The sequence below is a fragment of the Brevundimonas sp. GW821-FHT12E07 genome, assembly GCF_058807035.1.
The window spans coordinates 1598673-1615670 of the sequence record NZ_JBXAQH010000001.1 but is presented as its reverse complement, the minus strand read 5'-3'; the positions used below and the strand labels follow the sequence as shown (position 1 = coordinate 1615670).

Sequence of the window (16998 nt, the reverse complement as noted above, 5' to 3'; positions counted from 1 at the left end):
CTCCTCCATTGGCTGTGGTCGCCGGTTGACGGCCATGACCCCCTACCTAATCCCACCGTCGATCCGGCCAAGTCATACCAAGGTTTGACATACCTTCGGTTGATTGAGCCGCCCCCGGAGCGGGGCCTAGCGTCAGGACATCGCCGGGCTCCACCACCGAACCCGGCCTCCCTTCACAGGAGTGTCCGCCATGTCCCCATCCCGCCACGTCCGTTCCCTGCTCCAGGCCGAGGCCGTCTATGACGCCGAACTGGGCTCGGTCCGTCGGCTCACGGTCGACAGCTTTCCGATCCTGAAGCGCATGTCGATGAAACGGCTGGTCATGAAGCGCGGTGCCATCCGCGAGGCCCATTGGCACGCCAACGCCAACGAGTTGGCCTGCTGCCTGTCGGGTACGGTGTTGATCACCATCGTCGACAACGCCGACGCCGTTTCCGTCTTCACCGTCGCGGCCGGCCAGATGTTCTATGTCGATAGCGGATCCCTTCACGCGATCGAAAACGTCGGCGACGACGACGCCGAGTTGATCATCGTCTTCACCCACGAGAAGCCCGAGGATTTCTCGCTGCACGGCGCCTTCGGGGCCATGTCGGACGCGGTCCTGGGCAACACCTATGACCTGCCGGCAGCGGAGTTCTCGAACCTGCGTCGCGACACCAGCTCTTCGTATCTGGTGCGCCGGGAAGGTCCCGCCGAAATCCCCTCGACCGCCGGCTTCGTCAATCCGCACAAGTTCGACATCGAGGCCGAAACGCCCTCGATCGACTTCCCGTACGGCGAGGCCCGCGTGTCACGCACCCAGTTCTGGCCGACGCTGAAGGACGTCTCGATGTACTCGATCCGCATCCCCGACGAGGGCATGCGCGAGCCGCACTGGCACCCGAACACGGCCGAGATGGGATACGTCCACAAGGGCAATGCCCGGATGACCATCCTCGATCCTGACGGCTCCGCCGACACCTATCTGCTGCAGCCGGGCGACGCCTATTTCATCCCGCGCGCCTACCCGCACCAGATCGAGGTGCTGGGCGACGACATCCACTTCCTCGTCTTCTTCGATCAGGCGACGCCCGGCGACATCGGATACCGGCTGGCGGCCTCGGCCCTGTCGCCGCAGGTGCTGGCGGCAACCTTCGGGGTCACGCCCGACGCCCTGCCCGAGTTTCCATTCACCGCCATCGATCCCCTGATCGTCGCCAAGCTCAACCCCGCGGATCCGGTTTCGTGAACCGGTCCGCGACGCCCCTTCCGGTCGGCGAGCCGGGACCGGTGCTGGTCATGCTGTCGTTCGCGACGGGCGCCACCGACGCCTTCGCCTTTCTGGCCCTGGGCGGCATCTTCACCGCCAACATGACCGGCAATCTGGTGCTGCTGTCGCTGTTCCAGCGCAGCACCTGGCTGCACACCTTCCTCGGCGCGACCACGGCGATCCTGACCTTCGCCCTCGCCCTGTTGCTGGCCTTCCGGTTCAGCGATCCGCGCCGGGCGCCGCATGGTGGAGTGCTGGCCCTGCTGACGGTCGCCTTCGGTCTGCAACTGGCCACCTTCTTTGTCTGGCGGGTGCATGGCGGAGCCGCTCCGGCCTTCGGACTGCAGATCGCCGTGATCGCGGTGTCCTCGGCCGCCATGGCGGTGCAGACGGCCGCCGCCCGCCGCGCCGGGGTCGATCGCAACATCTCGACCACCTTCGTCACGGGCACGCTGACCGGCCTGATGCAGGACATCGCCGACGGGATCCGGGGCGAGCGGTGGGTCCGGGTCTGGATCGTCCTCGCCCTGCCCGCCGGCGCCCTGGCCGGGGCTCTGGTCATGGCGGCCCATCCGGGCTGGGGCGCGCTGCTGCCCGCCGCCGTGCTGCTGATCTGCCTCGGCTACGCCGTCCACACCTCCAATCAACAGGAAGACGACAACCCATGACCCCTTCCCCCGATACCCGCCCGATCGCGATCACCGACAGACGTCGGATCCTGATCGGCGGCGCGGCCCTCGCAGGCCTTACCCTGTCCGCCGCGAAAGCGGAGGCGACCTCTCCCACCCCACGGCCCGCTTCCGGGCCCATCTCCGAGGACAAGACCATGAGCTATGTCACCACCGCCGACGGCGTCGAGATCTTCTACAAGGACTGGGGCCCGAAGGACGCCCAGCCCATCGTCTTCCACCACGGCTGGCCGCTGAGCTCGGACGACTGGGACGCGCAGATGATGTTCTTCGTGCTGAAGGGCTACCGGGTCGTCGCCCATGACCGGCGCGGTCATGGCCGGTCCAGCCAGGTCTCCGACGGCCACGACATGGACCATTACGCGGCCGACGCCGCCGCTGTTTACGAACACCTCGGCCTGACCAACGCCATCCACATCGGTCACTCGACCGGCGGCGGCGAGGTCGTCCGCTATGTGGTCAAGCACGGGGCCGGCAAGGTGGCCAAGGCGGTGCTGGTCTCGGCCGTGCCGCCCCTGATGCTCCAGACGGCGGCCAATCCCGAGGGCACCCCGATCGCGGTCTTCGACGGCTTCCGCGCCAGCCTCGCCGCCAACCGGGCCGAGTTCTACAAGGCCGTCGCCTCCGGTCCCTTCTACGGCTTCAATCGATCGGGCGTGACGACGCTTCAGGGCGTCGTCGACAACTGGTGGCGTCAGGGCATGAATGGCGGCGCCAAGGCCCACTACGACGGCATCAAGGCCTTCTCGGAAACCGACTTCACGGAAGAGCTGAAGGTCATGACCGTCCCGACCCTGGTCCTGCAGGGCGATGACGACCAGATCGTCCCCTACAGGGACGCCTCGGTAAAGGCCGCCGCCCTGCTGCCCAACGGCACGCTGAAGATCTATCCCGGCTATCCGCACGGCATGCTGACGACCCACGCCGACGTCATCAACCCGGACCTGCTCGCCTTCATCCAGGGCTAGGACCGAAGTGGCCGCTCCATCGACGAGATGGGGCGGCTTCTCGTCGTGGGGTTTGAGGGCGGACATTTCTGTAGGCTACGGTGAGTTACACGGAGCGGCTTCTCCACGGCTTCATCCCAACGCGGCGATCAGCTGACCGCGCCTTCAGGGCTGCGGGCGTTCCGGTACAGCGTCACCCATGCTGGCGGGCGCCGGTCCGTGGTGGCGAGCAGCGCCTGCAGCCGCGGCGAATAGCGGTCGTCGAGCAGGCTGGCGAGCGCGAGCGTGTTGACGGCCCGCTCGGGTCGCCACGGGCCTGCATATTCGGCCTGGCCAGCCGCCAAGCGCTGGGCGTCGAATTCGATCCGCGAATGAACGAACTCCTGATGGCTCCTGACACCCTCGACGTAGGGTTCGAGCCAGTCGATCACCGAGGATACGCCGGTCCCCGAGGCGTTCTTCCAGTCGAACCAGTCAAGACCATGCGCTTGGGCCGCCAGGCCGGCCATCATCATAGGGTCGACATTGTACAGGACGTAGTGGATCGCATCGCGCTCGTAGAAATCAAACACCGTCCCGTCGGCCAGGACGTTGGCCGCGACATGCTTCTGGTAGTCTTCGAATGTCCGTTCGATTAGGCGTGCGTCACCAAGCTGGAAGGCGGCCAAGGCGGCGATCTTGATGCGGTGGCTCTGCCAGTTGGTGTAGAAATGCTTGGGCGCCCCGTCCATCGCGTCGAGATAGCCCGATGCGAGGTTTCGCAAGAAGCCGTCCATGGCCTGTCGCGTTTCGGCCGGCAGGTCTGGTTCCGTCAGGTCATAGGCTAGAATCATGGCGTCGAAGTTGGTTTCGTCGATCGGGTTCAGCGACACGACATAGGTGTCGGCCCAGACGCGCAGGAACCGGTTCGCGGCGTCGAGGTACCTGCGATCGCCCGTCAGGCGATAGGCGAGCGCAAAGTCCAGCATCGTCGGCAGGTCGCGCCGTGCGACGAGGCTTTCGTCGCGAATGCCCTGCCCCGGCAGCGTCCCTTCGGTATGCACGACGGCTAGCGGCCCGGGCGTGCGCGCCAGCGCGGCCTCTGCGCTCGCGATCGTCGCCCCAGCGGCCGGTGAGCTGCGCTCTGCCGGAAGCGCAGCGACATCTCGCGGGCTGAATATCGCATAGTCCTCAGCGGGCGCCTGCGTAGGGACGAGAAGGCCGATCACCAGGACCGCCAGGGACGCTTTCATTGCCGAGATTTCCTGTCTGAGCTCACCGACGAAGGACCGTGGACAGCGAATGTTTGCACTCAAGGCGGGGCCACGAACGGACTGACGGTATTCAGGCCGAGGGGCTCGGTCAATCGGCCTGACCAAATTGGCAGACCGGTTTTGCAATTGGCTTGACCACTTCCAAGAACACCGTAAGGTCGCGATCAGCCGTCGATTGAGAGCGGTACGGGGTTGGAAACATGATCAGAGAACGGACACTCCTTCTGGGGGCCGTCAGCGCCTTTGCGCTTGTGGGCTCACTCGGCTTCGCCGGCGGCGCGGCGGCCCAGATCAGCGGAACGCCTCAGGCGCCGCAGACCGCCTCCCCAGCGCCGGACGCCTCGACGGACGAGCCTGCAACGGTGGGAGAAGTCGTCGTCACCGGCTTCCGGGGCGCCTATGCCAGCGCCTTGCAGACCAAGCGCAGCTCAGACCAGATCACGGACTCGATCTCTTCGGACGGCCTGGGCCGTTTTCCGGATCTCAACGTCGGCGAGGCTATCCAGCGACTGCCGGGCGTGCAGATCAACCGCGAGGCCGACAGTCGCAACGCCACCATCAGCCTGCGAGGCCTTCCCGGCTCCTTCGCGCGGACAACCCTGAACGGGTCCGGTTTCGCCGACCCGATCCTGAGCACATCGACGAACATGGGGTCGACGCCGCTCGGGGCGTTCAACTCCGACATCTTCTCGGGCATCACCATCATCAAGTCGCCCGATGCGTCCAACGTCGCGGGCGGCCTGTCGGGGCTCATCGACCTCAAGATCGCACCGGCCCTGTCGCGTCGCGACGGTGGCTTCGTCAAGGCGGCCTATGAGTACAATGAGCTCGGGGACCAAGGCTCGCCGTCCTACACGATCGGCTACAACGCCCATCTGACGGAAGACTTCGCCGTCTTCGGCACCCTGGCCTACAAGGAAGAGAATTTCCGGCGGGACTCGATCTCGGTCAACTCCTGGGCCAACCGGCTGGGTTCGATCCAGGTCGGCAACCAAGGCGTGCCGGGTTCGAACCCGGTCTATGACGCCCTGCTCGCCCAGTATCCGGGCGGGGTCTACTATCCCAGCCAGATGCGTCAGTTCGTGCGCCAGAACCGCGGCGACGTCTTCACCGGGGCGGCGGGCTTCGAATGGCAGGCCACAAACGAGCTCAAGCTCGGCCTGACGGGCTTCTATACCAAGCGCCAGCTCGACGAAGGCACCAACCACCTTCTCTATATCGAGACCGGCGCCGGGGCGAACACCAACACGGCGCTGACCGCGACGTCCGCGGTGACCCACTTCACCAGCCTCGGCACGCCCTATGTCGCTTCCGATGGAAGGGCCTACATCAACACCTTCTCGGCCGAGAACGCCCAGACCTTTGACTCGGTCCGGTCCGAGCCCGTCACCCAGATGGTCTGGGCCATCAATCCGACGGTGGAGTTCACCAACGACGACTGGCACGCGACCCTGGAAGGCACGATCTCGCGCGCAGACGCCCAGGCTGATCAGATCGAGCTCGACATCGTCCAGAACGCCAACCGCAACCTGGGGCCGGCGGGCCTGAACGGAAACACGGTCTCGCTCTTCACCGGCGGGGCCGACCTGTCGAACTTCCTGATCAATCTGATCACGCCCAACGCCAGCCACATCCCGTTGGGCGGCTATACCATCCCGGTCGCCGCCAACTCGGTGACCCAGGTGGGGGCGGTCATGCCGGGCCAGGCGGCGACTGTCGCCGGCGACCGTTTCGGCGTGACGGGCACCAATGGACGGGCGCTCAGCGATCTGGACGCCGTCCAGTTCGATCTGGAGCGCAAATTCCACGGGTCCTTCCTGAAGTCGATCGCGGGCGGACTGCGCTATGAGTCCACCAAGTTCGAGTCCTCCGGGTCCCGCAACAGCGCCATGGGCATCAATCTGGCGGGCCTGACCCAGTCGGTGTCGGAGGCCAATCCCTATATCGGCAACTTCTTCAACGGCCAGGCCGGCGGCTACACCTCGGCCTGGCGCGCGGTGAATATCGCCCAGGTTCTGGCCGCGATCACGCCGGTGAACACCAATCTGCGCACACCCGCCAATCCGAACGGCGTGACCAACCAGTTCGTTCTCGATCCCGCGACCGGCGTCTTCCTGACGACCTACGGCCTGGTCAACAACTACTGGGATCCGAACTACTGGAACAACAACTTCACCAACTCAAACGACACCTTCTCGGCCTATGCGATGGCGAAGTTCGACACCGATCTGTTCGGCTTCACCGTCACAGGGAATGCCGGCCTGCGCTACGAGCGGCTGGACACCTCGATCGACGCCCTGGACTGCCAGGGCTGTTCGTCCGTGCGGGCGACCGCCGCCGGAGCGGTGAACCACTCCGTGACCGAGCGCAGCTACGGCAGCGATCACGACTACTGGCTGCCGTCGGCGATGGTGAAGATCGGTCTGACCGAGGACCTGGTTCTGCGGGCCGCCTACTACAAAACCTATGTCCGGCCGCAGCCGCGCGACAATGTGCCGATCACCTCGGTCCTCACGCCCGACCCGGCGGTCGTCAACTCGCCCTATACGATCACCATCGGGGCCACGAACCTGTCGCCCTACACTTCCGACGCCTATGACCTGGCACTGGAATGGTACAACCGGCCGGGCGGGGTGTTCGCCGTGTCCCTCTATCAGAAGGACGTGGACGGCTATATCGGGCCGATCGTCGATCCGACCGTGCTCTGCCCGTCGAACGGTCTGATCAACGGCGTCGATTTTGGTCTCGGCCCGCTGACCATCTCCGGCACAAACTGCCTGACCGCCTCAGGCGTCCAGGTTCAGGCCAGCGGCAGCACCAACCAGGACCCGATCACCGTGCGGGGCGTGGAGCTGGCGGTTCAGCAGAACCTCGACTTCCTGCCCGGCTGGCTGTCCCACTTCGGGGGCGCGGCCAACTTCACTTATATCGATATCGAGGGCACGACCGGGGCCGGGGTTCCGATCACCCTGCCGAGCGTCTCGCGCAAGAACCTGAACCTGATCGGCTATTACGAGACCGACAAGTTCGGCATTCGCCTGACCTACAATTGGCGCGGCGATTACGACCTGGCCGCCGGCAACAGTTTCGTCGGTGACGCCCGCACGGTGAAGTCGCGGTCCCAGCTCGACGCCTCGGCCTCCTACAACATCACCGACCGGATCACGCTCTCGGCGGACGCCTTCAACCTCACCGACGCAACACGCTCCGAGTACCAGTCCGATCCCAACCTGCCTCGGCGTATCGATTACGACGGGCGGACCTACCAGGTCACCTTGCGCGCGACCTTCTGACGAAGGCCTCCCCTGCCGACTGCGCACGGAGGGCGACTTCGGTCGCCCTCCTCTTTTTCCCGGTGACGGGCGACGGAGCAGTCGGTTCGGGCGCTGTGACCCCAAGGGCGGTGGACGACCTTCGAGTCCAGCCTGATCGCCCTTCGACGGAAATGACAAAGTTAGACTGCAAGGGGCCTTGCCGATGACCGTCCACACCAGAGCGACCGAGATCACGCCGCGGCGGACGGGATCCGCCGCTACGATCGTCGATGCGAAGGTGGTGATCACCTCGCCGGGGCGGAATTTCGTCACCCTGAAGATCACCACGGCCGAGGGGACCTATGGTCTCGGCGACGCGACCCTGAACGGACGCGAGCTGGCGGTCGCGGCCTATCTGACCGAGCACGTCTGCCCGCTGCTGATCGGCAAGGACGCCCACCGGATCGAGGACATGTGGCAGTATCTGTACCGCGGCGCCTACTGGCGCGGCGGGCCGGTCGGGATGACGGCCATTGCCGCCGTCGACGTGGCGCTGTGGGACATCAAGGCCAAGGTGGCGGGCCTGCCGCTGTACCAACTGCTGGGCGGCGCCTGCCGCGACGGGGTAACCGTCTATGGCCACGCCAACGGGGCGACGATCGAGGAGACGGTGCAGGAGGCGGTGCGCTACCGCGACCTCGGCTACCGCGCCATCCGGCTGCAATCGGGGGTGCCGGGGCTGAAGAGCACCTACGGCGTGTCGCGCGACAAGATGTTCTATGAGCCCGCCGACGCCGCCCTGCCGACCGAGAACGAATGGTCGACGCCGCGCTATCTGCGGATGGTCCCGGAGCTGTTCAAGGCGGCGCGCGAGGCCCTGGGCTGGGACGTTGAACTGCTGCACGACGTCCACCATCGCCTGACTCCCATCGAGGCCGGGCGGCTGGGCAAGGATCTGGAGCCGTATCGTCCGTTCTGGCTGGAAGACGCGGTCACCGCCGAGAACCAGGCCGGCTTCCGCACCATCCGCCAGCACACCACCACCCCTCTGGCCGTGGGCGAGATCTTCTCCTCCATCTGGGACTGCAAGACCCTCATCGAGGAGGGGCTGATCGACTTCATCCGGGCGACGGTCGTGCACGCGGGCGGCCTGACCCATCTGCGCCGGATCGCGGCCCTGGCCGACCTCTATCATGTGAAGACCGGCTGTCACGGGGCGACCGACCTGTCGCCGGTGTCGATGGCGGCGGCCCTGCATTTCGGCCTGTCGACGCCGAACTTCGGCATTCAGGAGTACATGCGTCAGACGCCCGAGACGGACGCCGTCTTCCCGCACAACTACGGCTTCGAGGACGGGATGCTGCACCCCGGCGACGCGCCCGGCCTCGGCGTCGATCTGGACGAGGCCCTGGCCGCGCGCCATCCCTACAGCCGCGCCTATCTGCCGGTGAACCGGCTTCAGGACGGGACGATGTTCAATTGGTAGTTCGCTCCTTCACATGTCTGGCCGGGCTCGCGGCCGCGGCCCTGTTGGCCGCCCAGTCCGCCCAGGCCCAGACTGCAGACGGGGCGACCGCCCATCGGGACCTCTGGCCACGCTCGCATAGCCCCGCGCCCCTGACCGGTCCCGCGACCGAGACCCGCGTTCGCGACATCCTTTCCCACATGACCCTCGAAGAGAAGGTCGGGCAGCTGATCCAGGCCGACATCGGAGCGATCACGCCCGCCGACCTTGCGCAATACCCGATAGGGTCGATCCTGGCGGGCGGCAGTTCTTCACCGAACGGGGACGAGCGATCCCCGCCCCAAGCCTGGCTCGATCTGTCCCACGCCTATCGCGCCGCCGCCCTGGCCCGGCCGGGCGCCCGCATCCCCCTGTTGTTCGGGGTCGACGCCGTCCACGGCCACAACAACATCGTCGGGGCGACCCTGTTTCCACACAACATCGGCCTGGGCGCGACTCGCGATCCGGAGCTCATCGGCCGGATCGCCAAGGCCACCGCCGCCGAGGTCGCCGCGACCGGCGCAGACTGGACCTTCGGCCCCACCCTCGCCGTGCCCCGCGACGACCGTTGGGGCCGCACCTATGAAGGCTTTGCCGAAAACCCGGAGGTGGCGCGCAGCTACGCCGGTGCCTTCGTCGAGGGCCTTCAAGGCCGGTTGACCGACGGCGGGCCGCTCGCGCCCGCTCATGTCATGGGCTCCGCCAAACATTTCCTCGCAGACGGCGGCACGCTGGACGGCCGCGACCGGGGCGACGCCGTCATCTCCGAACGCGAGCTGATCGACATCCATCTGTCAGGATACCGCGAGGCCATCGACGCGGGCGTCCTGTCGATCATGGTCTCCTTCTCGGGCTGGAACGGGGTCAAGCACACGGGCAACCGGTCGCTGCTGACGGAGGTGCTCCGTGGCCCGCTCGGCTTCGACGGCCTGCTGATCGGGGACTGGGACGCCCATGCCTTCGTCCCCGGCTGTCGCCGCGATAGCTGTCCCGCCGCGATCAACGCCGGGCTCGACATGTTCATGGCCCCCAATGCCTGGAAGGCCCTGTACGACAACACCCTGGCCGAGGCGCGATCCGGCGAGATCAGCGCCGCCCGTCTCGACGAGGCGGTCAGCCGAATCCTGAGGGTCAAGGTCGCGGTCGGCGTCCTGGATGCTCCCAACCCCGCCGAGGGCGACTTCGCCGTCATCGGTTCAGCCGATCATCGCGCCCTGGCCCGACAGGCCGTCGCCGAATCCCTCGTCCTGCTCAAGAACAACCACGCCGTCCTGCCGATCCGCGCCAACGCCCGTGTGTTGGTCGTCGGAGAGGCCGCCGACAACATCGGTCAGGCGGCAGGCGGCTGGACCATTTCCTGGCAGGGCACGGGCAACACAAACGCCGACTTCCCTGGCGCGACCTCGATCTGGGCGGGCGTCCGCGACGCGGTCACGGCGAGCGGCGGTTCCGCGACCCTCAGCCCCGACGGCGCCTTCACCGACACGCCCGCCGGGAAGCCTGATGTCGCCATCGTCGTCTTCGGCGAAACGCCCTATGCCGAGACCTACGGCGACCTCGACACCCTCGACTTTGGTCCGACGGGCTCGCTTGAGGCCCTGAAACGGCTGAAGGCGGCGGGCATCCCGACGGTCTCGGTCTTCCTCTCCGGCCGCCCGCTCTGGACCAATCCGGAGATCAACGCCTCGGACGCCTTCGTCGCCGCCTGGCTGCCCGGTTCCGAGGGGGCGGGCGTCGCCGACGTCCTGATCGGCGACGGGAATGGCAAGCCCCGCCGCGACTTCCAGGGCGTCCTCGGCTTCTCCTGGCCCCGCAGCGCGGGCCAACCGCCGCAGAACGTCGGCCAGCCCGACTATGACCCCCAGTTCCCCTATGGCTATGGCCTGACCTATGCCGCCTCTGCGCCCACGCCCGTCCTGTCCGAAGATGCAGGCCTGTCGCCCGATGCAGAAGGACCGCCTCGCTTCTTCGCCAACGGCCGTTTCGTCGCCCCCTGGGCCCTGACGTTGCGGGACGAGACCGGAAACTTCCGTGTCGAAGCGCCCGGTCCGGCGTCGAGCCCCGGCGGCGGGGTCACCCTGACGCCGGTCGATGGCCAATCCCAGGAATCCGCGCGGCGCCTCACGTTTGCGGCCGGTCGCGAGGCTTCAGCTGTGATTGGAGGTGCCCCGACCCGCTTTGATGCGGGTCTGGCCCTAACGCTGCGCTATCACCTCGATGGGGCTCCGGCGGAGGACACGACCCTCTGGCTGGGCTCGCGCGGGGTGCGGATCGGCGAGGCCCTGAAGGCGGAGCCAGGCTGGACCACCTTGACTGTTCCCCTCGCGTGTTTTGGAGCCGGTACGGCAGAAGGGGTTTCCGCCATCCGCCTCACGACATCCCTCAGCATGACGTTGTCATTTGATGAGCTACGCCTGATGCCTGCTTCGCCTGCAAAGGCCTGCGATAGCTTTGGCCGGGTGGGCGAACGCCAAGCCGGGTGATCTTGCCTTGTGACCTCGGGACAACGATGGACACCGCGTCAAAGTCCTCAATGGATTCGTCGTCGCATCCTTGGCCACGAGCGGAAGCGATCCGAAGATCTCGAGATTGTCCCGGCGTCCGATGCCCGCAAGGCGCCAACAGCGGTCATCGGCTCGTGTCCGCAAACTGGACATGATGCGCCGAGCGCTTCCGAGCTGGCCAGCCAGTACGCCCGAAGGAGGCCTGGCGGTCCGCCATGGCCGTGGAAGGCTCCAAATCTTGGTCGGACACGCCACACGGTCGCGACGAAACGACCGTATGGCGTAAAGGCCTGCCAGGCCTTCGTTGTCAGAACCGCCGGCTCCCCCCCACCGACACCACCCACGGATCCAGATCGACATCGCTGTTCAGGGCGCCGTCGTTGATGCGGGCGTCGGTGTTGAACCAGACCTTCTTGACGTCGAGGTTCAGGCTCCACGGCCCCTTCAGACCGACGTCGGCGCCGACCTGGGCCGCATAGCCGAAGCCGTCCTTCAGATGGACCTTGAAGCCGTTCTGATCGTCGCCGCCGTAGAACAGCATATAGTTCACGCCCGCACCGACATAGGGGCTGACGCGGCCCCCGGTCAGCGGGCGGTACTGCAGGGTCACGACGGGCGGCAGGACCCAGGTCTCGTGCACCGCGACGTCGGTCGTTCCGCCCTGGGCGCGGATCTCGTGCTTCGTCGTCCCGAGAATGCCCTCGACCGCCCAGTGGTCGGTCAGGAAGTATGTGAAGCCGAGCGTCGGCATGACGCTGTCGCCGACATCGACGTGCAGGCTGCTGTCCGCCCCGGCGCTGGTCCGGATGGCGTCGTCGGCGCCGGAGAAGACGTCGGTCACGCGGCCGGTGACCAGCCAGTCGCCCTTGCGGGGCGCGGTCCAGGCGGCGTCATCGGAAGCAGTCTGGGCCATGGCGGGCAGCGCGACGGCGGTCGCGGCAAGGGTGGTCAGGAACAGGGTCTTGAGGGTCATGGTCTTATCCCCGACGCCCGGGGCCGCCTCATGCGGCCGGTGGCGAGCGCCTTGGCCGGATGATGCGCCCATCCCGAACGACCGGCCTTGATCCAGAGCAAACCCTTGAGGGGGTGGACAATCTGTCCTGCGGAGCTGTCCCCCTAGACGACCCGGGCGTGCCTCTCGCGGAAGCGGGTCGCGTCCGGATCGAAGGCGGCGCAGACGGCCCGCACGAAGGGCCGCCCGAGAGGCGTGACCTCGACCCTCGCATCCTCGACGGCGACCAGTCCGTCGGCGCGGAAGCGGCGCAGCAGGGGCCAGGCGCCGGCGACCTCGGACAGATCCCGACGGCGACGCCGCGAGACCTCGGCAACGTCCACGGCAAAGTCGCACATCAGCCGCTCGATGATCTCGCCGATGAAGCCGTCACGCCCGGTCAGGGCTACGCCCCGGGCGACGGGCAGCGTCCCCTCCCCCACGGCTGCGCGCCAGTCGCGCTCATTGGCCGCGTTCTGGACAAAGCCCGCCGGCGTGCGGCTGATGGCCGAGACGCCCAGACCGATCAGGACCCCGGCCTCGTCGGTCGTATAGCCCTGGAAGTTGCGGTGCAGCCGCCCGGCCCGCGCCGCGGCGGCAAGGCCATCGTGCGGCAGGGCGAAGTGATCCAGGCCGATCGCCTGCCAGCCCTTGGCCGTCAGATAGCGCGCCGCAGCCTGGCTCTGCGCGAACCGCGTCTCGGCGTCGGGCAGGTCTTCGTCGTGGATCAGCTTCTGATGCGGCTTCATCCACGGCACGTGGGCGTATCCGAACAGGGCGATCCGCTCGGGCTGCAGCGTCGTGACCTGCCCCAGGGTCGTCACCACATGCTCCACCGCCTGCAGCGGCAGGCCGTACATCAGGTCGAGGTTCATGGAGGTCACGCCCTGCTCACGCAGGGCCTGCGCCGCCCAGCGGATGGTCTCGAAACTCTCGGGCCGGTTGACCGCCGCCTGCACGCGCGGCGACAGGTCCTGAACGCCCAGACTGGCGCGGCTGAGCCCGATCCGGCCCGCGGCCTCGACCCACTCCGGCGTCAGGACTTCCGGGTCCAGCTCGGCGGCGATCTCGAAGCAGTCGCCCAGATCGAAGCGGGCGCTCAGCCCCTCGAACAGGCGCTCCAGATCCTCGGGCGACAGCATGTTCGGCGTGCCGCCGCCCAGATGGATCGACCCCACCCGCACCGGCCGCCCCACCTGGGCCAGAACCAGATCGGCCTCCCGGAGCAGCAGGTCGACATAGCTGGAAATCAGCTCGGGCCGGTTCATCGCCCGGGTGTTGCAGCCGCAGTACCAGCACAGCCGCTTGCAGAAGGGGATGTGCAGATAGAGGGACACCGCCCGGTCCAGCGGCGCCGCCTTCAGCCACTCCGCCCACTGCCCCGCTCCGACGGCCGGGGTGAACTGGGCCGCGGTCGGATAGGAGGTGTAGCGCGGGGCGTGGGCGTCGTAGCGCTCGATCAGGTCGCGCGTCGTCAGGCCGGAGGGACTAGAGGGGAACATCGCCCTCTTTCGACGCATCGGGAACGGACAGGCCGGCGTCGCCTTCGTCGAACAGGTGGAACTCGTGCCACAGCCCGTTCAGCACGCCGAAGCCGACAGCGAGGCCGAGGCCGAGGATCCAGGAGAAATACCACATCGCTCAAAGCTCCTATGGCTCAGTAGAGGTCGGGGTTGGTCTTGAGGGCGGCCGTCGAGGTCCGCCCCCAGAGCACGCGGTAGACCCAGGCGGTGTAGATCAGGATCAGCGGCACGAAGACGGCGGTGACCAGCAGCATGATGAACATGGTCAGGTGGCTGGACGAGGCGTTCCACACCGTCAGGCTGGACTGGGGATTCACCGAGCTGGGCAGGATGAAGGGGAACATCGACAGGCCCACCGTCGAGATGATCCCCACGGTGGCGAGCGACGACCCGCCGAAGGCGAGCGGGGCCGACCGCCGCCACATCCCGGTCAGACCGGTCAGGGCGCCGAGGAAGCCGAGCGCCGGGGCGATCATCATCCACGGATAGCGGCCGTAGTTGTCCAGCCAGGCGCCCGGCGCGGCCTCGACCGCCGTGCGTAGCGGGTTGGAGAAGCCGTTGGGATCCGGCAGGCCCGTGATCCGGTAGCCGAGGCCGCCAAAGGCGACATAGAGGCCGCCTGCGGCGAACAGGACCAGCGCCAGAACGCCGGCGACCGTGCCAAAGCGGCGCGCACGATCCAGCACCGGCCCGGCTTCCGCCTTCACCGACAGCCAGGCCGCGCCGTGCAGCACCAGCATGGCCACCGACAGAAGGCCGGCGATCAGGCTGAACGGGGTGAACAGGCCCAGCAGGTTGCCGTCGTAGAAGCTGCGCAGGTCGCTATCCAGATGGAAGGGCGCGCCCAGCAGGACGTTGCCGACCGCCACCCCGAACACCAGGGCGGGCACGAAGCCGCCGATGAACAGGCACCAGTCCCAGAACGACCGCCATGCCGGCGACGGCCGCTTGGACCGGTACTTGAACGACACCGGCCGAAGGATCAGGGCGGACAGCACCAGGAACATGGCCAGGTAGAAGCCGGAGAAGCTGACGGCGTAGACGAAGGGCCAGGCGGCGAAGATCGCGCCGCCTCCGAGGATGAACCACACCTGGTTGCCCTCCCAGGTGGCGCCGACGGTGTTGATCACCATGCGGCGCTCGGCGTCGTTTCGCGCGACAAAGGGCAGAAGGGCGCCGACGCCGAGGTCGAAACCGTCGGTCAGGGCGAAGGCGATCAGCAGCACGCCCAGCAGGGCCCACCAGATCAGGCGGAGGGTGGCGAAGTCGATGGGAAGATCCATGGTCGGATGTCCTGGGAAGGTCTGGGTCAGGCGACGGCGGGCGCGAGCGGGCGCACGTCGGGAGCCTCCGGGGTCGGTTCGCCGAACGTCTCCTGTTCGTGGAACGGCCCCTTCTTGATGGCGTGGAGCATCAGCCGGACCTCGACGACGGCGAGCGCGCCGTACAGGAGGGTGAAGCCGACGATGGTGGCCCACAGCTGGGGCACGGTCAGGCTGGAAACGCCGAGGAAGGTCGGCAGGACCCCGTCGACGGCCCAGGGCTGGCGCCCAAACTCGGCCAGGATCCAGCCGAACTCGATGGCCACCCACGGCAGGGGCAGGGCCAAGACGGCGATGCGCAGGAACCACTTCGTCTCGTGCTTGCGCATCGTGCACAGGACGAAGGCCGTCCCGAACAGGGCGATCATGAACATCCCGATCCCGGCCATGACGCGGAAGCTCCAGAACAGAGCCGGCACGTTCGGCACGGTCTCCCACGCCGTCTGTCGGATCAGCTCAGGCGAGGCCGTGCGCGGATCGGCGACGTGACGCCTGAGCAGCAGGGCGTAGCCGAGGTCGCGGCGGTGCAGTTCGAAGACGCCCCGCGCGGCGGGATCGGCCGGGTTGGCCTTGACCTTCTGCAGGGCGTCCCAGGCGATGACGCCGCTCTCGATCCGGGTCTCGGCGGTGGCGACCAGTTCGAAGATGCCCTCGACCGGCTTGTTGACCGTGCGCGTCGCGATCAGGCCCATGACCCAAGGGATGTGGACGCCGTAGTGGGTCTGGCGGTCCTTCATGCTGGGGATGCCGACCAGGGTCAGGCCGGCCGGAGCGGGCTCGGTGCGCCACATGGCCTCCAGCGCGGCCAGCTTCATTTTCTGGTTGTCGGTCAGGGCGTAGCCCGACTGGTCGCCCAGCACGACGACCGACAGCGACGCCGCCAGGCCGAAGGCCGAGGCCACCGTCATCGACCGCTTGGCGAAGCCGACGTGCTTGCCCCTCAGCAGATAGAAGGCCGAAACGCCCAGCACGAAGACCGAGGCGCAGACATAACCGGCCGAGACGGTGTGCACGAACTTGGCCTGGGCCACCGGATTGAACAGCACGGCCATGAAGTCCGTGACCTCCATCCGCATGGTGTCGGGATTGAAAGCGGCGCCGACGGGGTTCTGCATCCAGCCGTTGGCGATCAGGATCCACAGCGCCGACAGGTTCGTGCCCAGCGCGACCATGAAGGTGACGAACAGGTGGGCCGAGGGTTTCAGCTTTTCCCAGCCGAAGAACATCAGCCCGACGAAGGTGGCCTCCAGGAAGAAGGCCATCAGCCCTTCGATGGCCAGGGGCGCGCCGAAGATGTCGCCGACGTAGTGGCTGTAATACGCCCAGTTCATTCCGAACTGGAACTCCATGGTGATCCCGGTCGCGACGCCCAGAACGAAGTTGATGCCGAACAGCGTGCCCCAGAAGCGCGTGATGGTCCGCCAGATCGGCCTGCGGGTCATCACATAGATCGACTCTATGATGACCAGCATGAAGCTGAGCCCCAGGGTCAGGGGCACGAACAGGAAGTGGTAGAGGGCCGTCAGCGCGAACTGCAGCCGGGACAGGTCGACGACCGCGAGGTCGATCATGGCGATGCTCCAGGACGCCGGCCCCGACGACCCGCGTTTCATTGGCCCTAGAAGTGTGGCGGGGCGGGCGCCTTGATCTGGATCAAAGCCCGCGCGGATGGCCGCCAGTATTGGACGGATCGCCCTTGGACGTTCGGTCCAACGGCGTTTTGTCCCATGGCGTTCGGCGACGGCCGGGCGCTGGAGTCCGC

General features: G+C 67.1%; 12 protein-coding genes. 6 read left to right on the top strand and 6 right to left on the bottom strand.

What is annotated here, in order from left to right:
* Positions 1–190: 190 nt before the first annotated feature.
* The 3 genes from AC1ROD_RS07550 to AC1ROD_RS07540 all read left to right on the top strand — a co-directional run bounded on the left by AC1ROD_RS07550 (position 191) and on the right by AC1ROD_RS07540 (position 2906).
* Complete coding sequence (locus tag AC1ROD_RS07550) at positions 191–1228, top strand: cupin domain-containing protein (RefSeq protein ID WP_492947623.1); 1038 nt, start codon at positions 191–193, stop codon at positions 1226–1228.
* The gene (locus tag AC1ROD_RS07545) at positions 1225–1917 is read left to right on the top strand and encodes a DUF1275 family protein (protein ID WP_492947622.1); all 693 of its coding nucleotides are present in this window, start codon (positions 1225–1227) and stop codon (positions 1915–1917) included. The genes AC1ROD_RS07550 and AC1ROD_RS07545 overlap by 4 nt, the downstream gene beginning before the upstream one ends.
* 158 nt (positions 1918–2075) lie before the next feature.
* On the top strand, positions 2076–2906 hold the full coding sequence (locus AC1ROD_RS07540) for an alpha/beta fold hydrolase (RefSeq protein ID WP_492947749.1): 831 nt from the start codon (positions 2076–2078) through the stop codon (positions 2904–2906).
* A gap of 128 nt (positions 2907–3034) precedes the next feature.
* On the opposite strand, the gene AC1ROD_RS07535 is transcribed toward AC1ROD_RS07540, so the two are convergent.
* Entirely contained in the window at positions 3035–4117 is a 1083-nt protein-coding gene (locus AC1ROD_RS07535; protein ID WP_492947621.1) for an alginate lyase family protein, read from the bottom strand.
* A gap of 221 nt (positions 4118–4338) precedes the next feature.
* On the opposite strand from AC1ROD_RS07535, the gene AC1ROD_RS07530 reads away from it, so the two are divergent.
* The 3 genes from AC1ROD_RS07530 to AC1ROD_RS07520 all read left to right on the top strand — a co-directional run bounded on the left by AC1ROD_RS07530 (position 4339) and on the right by AC1ROD_RS07520 (position 11379).
* Positions 4339–7431 (top strand): TonB-dependent receptor, encoded by a 3093-nt coding sequence (locus tag AC1ROD_RS07530; RefSeq protein ID WP_492947620.1) that lies wholly within the window; start codon positions 4339–4341, stop codon positions 7429–7431.
* Positions 7432–7615: 184 nt separating this feature from the next.
* A complete protein-coding gene (gene manD, locus AC1ROD_RS07525; protein WP_492947619.1) occupies positions 7616–8878 on the top strand; it encodes a D-mannonate dehydratase ManD in 1263 nt (420 codons plus the stop codon).
* Positions 8872–11379: a glycoside hydrolase family 3 protein gene (locus AC1ROD_RS07520; RefSeq protein ID WP_492947618.1), complete on the top strand. Its 2508-nt coding sequence runs from the start codon at positions 8872–8874 to the stop codon at positions 11377–11379. Before manD ends, AC1ROD_RS07520 begins: the two co-directional genes overlap by 7 nt.
* A 328-nt stretch (positions 11380–11707) precedes the next feature.
* Here AC1ROD_RS07520 and AC1ROD_RS07515 read toward each other — a convergent pair whose 3' ends face one another.
* The 5 genes from AC1ROD_RS07515 to AC1ROD_RS07495 all read right to left on the bottom strand — a co-directional run bounded on the left by AC1ROD_RS07515 (position 11708) and on the right by AC1ROD_RS07495 (position 16804).
* Positions 11708–12373, bottom strand: coding sequence for an OmpW/AlkL family protein (locus AC1ROD_RS07515; RefSeq protein ID WP_492947617.1), 666 nt, complete (start codon positions 12371–12373; stop codon positions 11708–11710).
* A gap of 143 nt (positions 12374–12516) precedes the next feature.
* Entirely contained in the window at positions 12517–13893 is a 1377-nt protein-coding gene (gene hemN / locus AC1ROD_RS07510; RefSeq protein WP_492947616.1) for an oxygen-independent coproporphyrinogen III oxidase, read from the bottom strand.
* Positions 13880–14029: a cytochrome bd-I oxidase subunit CydX gene (gene cydX / locus AC1ROD_RS07505; protein ID WP_207931478.1), complete on the bottom strand. Its 150-nt coding sequence runs from the start codon at positions 14027–14029 to the stop codon at positions 13880–13882. Before cydX ends, hemN begins: the two co-directional genes overlap by 14 nt.
* A 19-nt stretch (positions 14030–14048) precedes the next feature.
* The gene (gene cydB, locus AC1ROD_RS07500; RefSeq protein ID WP_492947615.1) at positions 14049–15197 is read right to left on the bottom strand and encodes a cytochrome d ubiquinol oxidase subunit II; all 1149 of its coding nucleotides are present in this window, start codon (positions 15195–15197) and stop codon (positions 14049–14051) included.
* A gap of 26 nt (positions 15198–15223) precedes the next feature.
* Positions 15224–16804, bottom strand: coding sequence for a cytochrome ubiquinol oxidase subunit I (locus AC1ROD_RS07495; RefSeq protein ID WP_492947748.1), 1581 nt, complete (start codon positions 16802–16804; stop codon positions 15224–15226).
* Positions 16805–16998: the final 194 nt, after the last annotated feature.

Coding starts and splice junctions, on each gene's coding strand:
- AC1ROD_RS07550 (WP_492947623.1), top strand. CDS start 191: ATGTCCCCATCCCGCCACGTCCGTTCCCTGCTCCAGGCCGAGGCCGTC.
- AC1ROD_RS07540 (WP_492947749.1), top strand. CDS start 2,076: ATGAGCTATGTCACCACCGCCGACGGCGTCGAGATCTTCTACAAGGAC.
- AC1ROD_RS07535 (WP_492947621.1), bottom strand. CDS start 4,117: ATGAAAGCGTCCCTGGCGGTCCTGGTGATCGGCCTTCTCGTCCCTACG.
- AC1ROD_RS07530 (WP_492947620.1), top strand. CDS start 4,339: ATGATCAGAGAACGGACACTCCTTCTGGGGGCCGTCAGCGCCTTTGCG.
- manD (WP_492947619.1), top strand. CDS start 7,616: ATGACCGTCCACACCAGAGCGACCGAGATCACGCCGCGGCGGACGGGA.
- AC1ROD_RS07515 (WP_492947617.1), bottom strand. CDS start 12,373: ATGACCCTCAAGACCCTGTTCCTGACCACCCTTGCCGCGACCGCCGTC.
- hemN (WP_492947616.1), bottom strand. CDS start 13,893: ATGTTCCCCTCTAGTCCCTCCGGCCTGACGACGCGCGACCTGATCGAG.
- cydX (WP_207931478.1), bottom strand. CDS start 14,029: ATGTGGTATTTCTCCTGGATCCTCGGCCTCGGCCTCGCTGTCGGCTTC.
- cydB (WP_492947615.1), bottom strand. CDS start 15,197: ATGGATCTTCCCATCGACTTCGCCACCCTCCGCCTGATCTGGTGGGCC.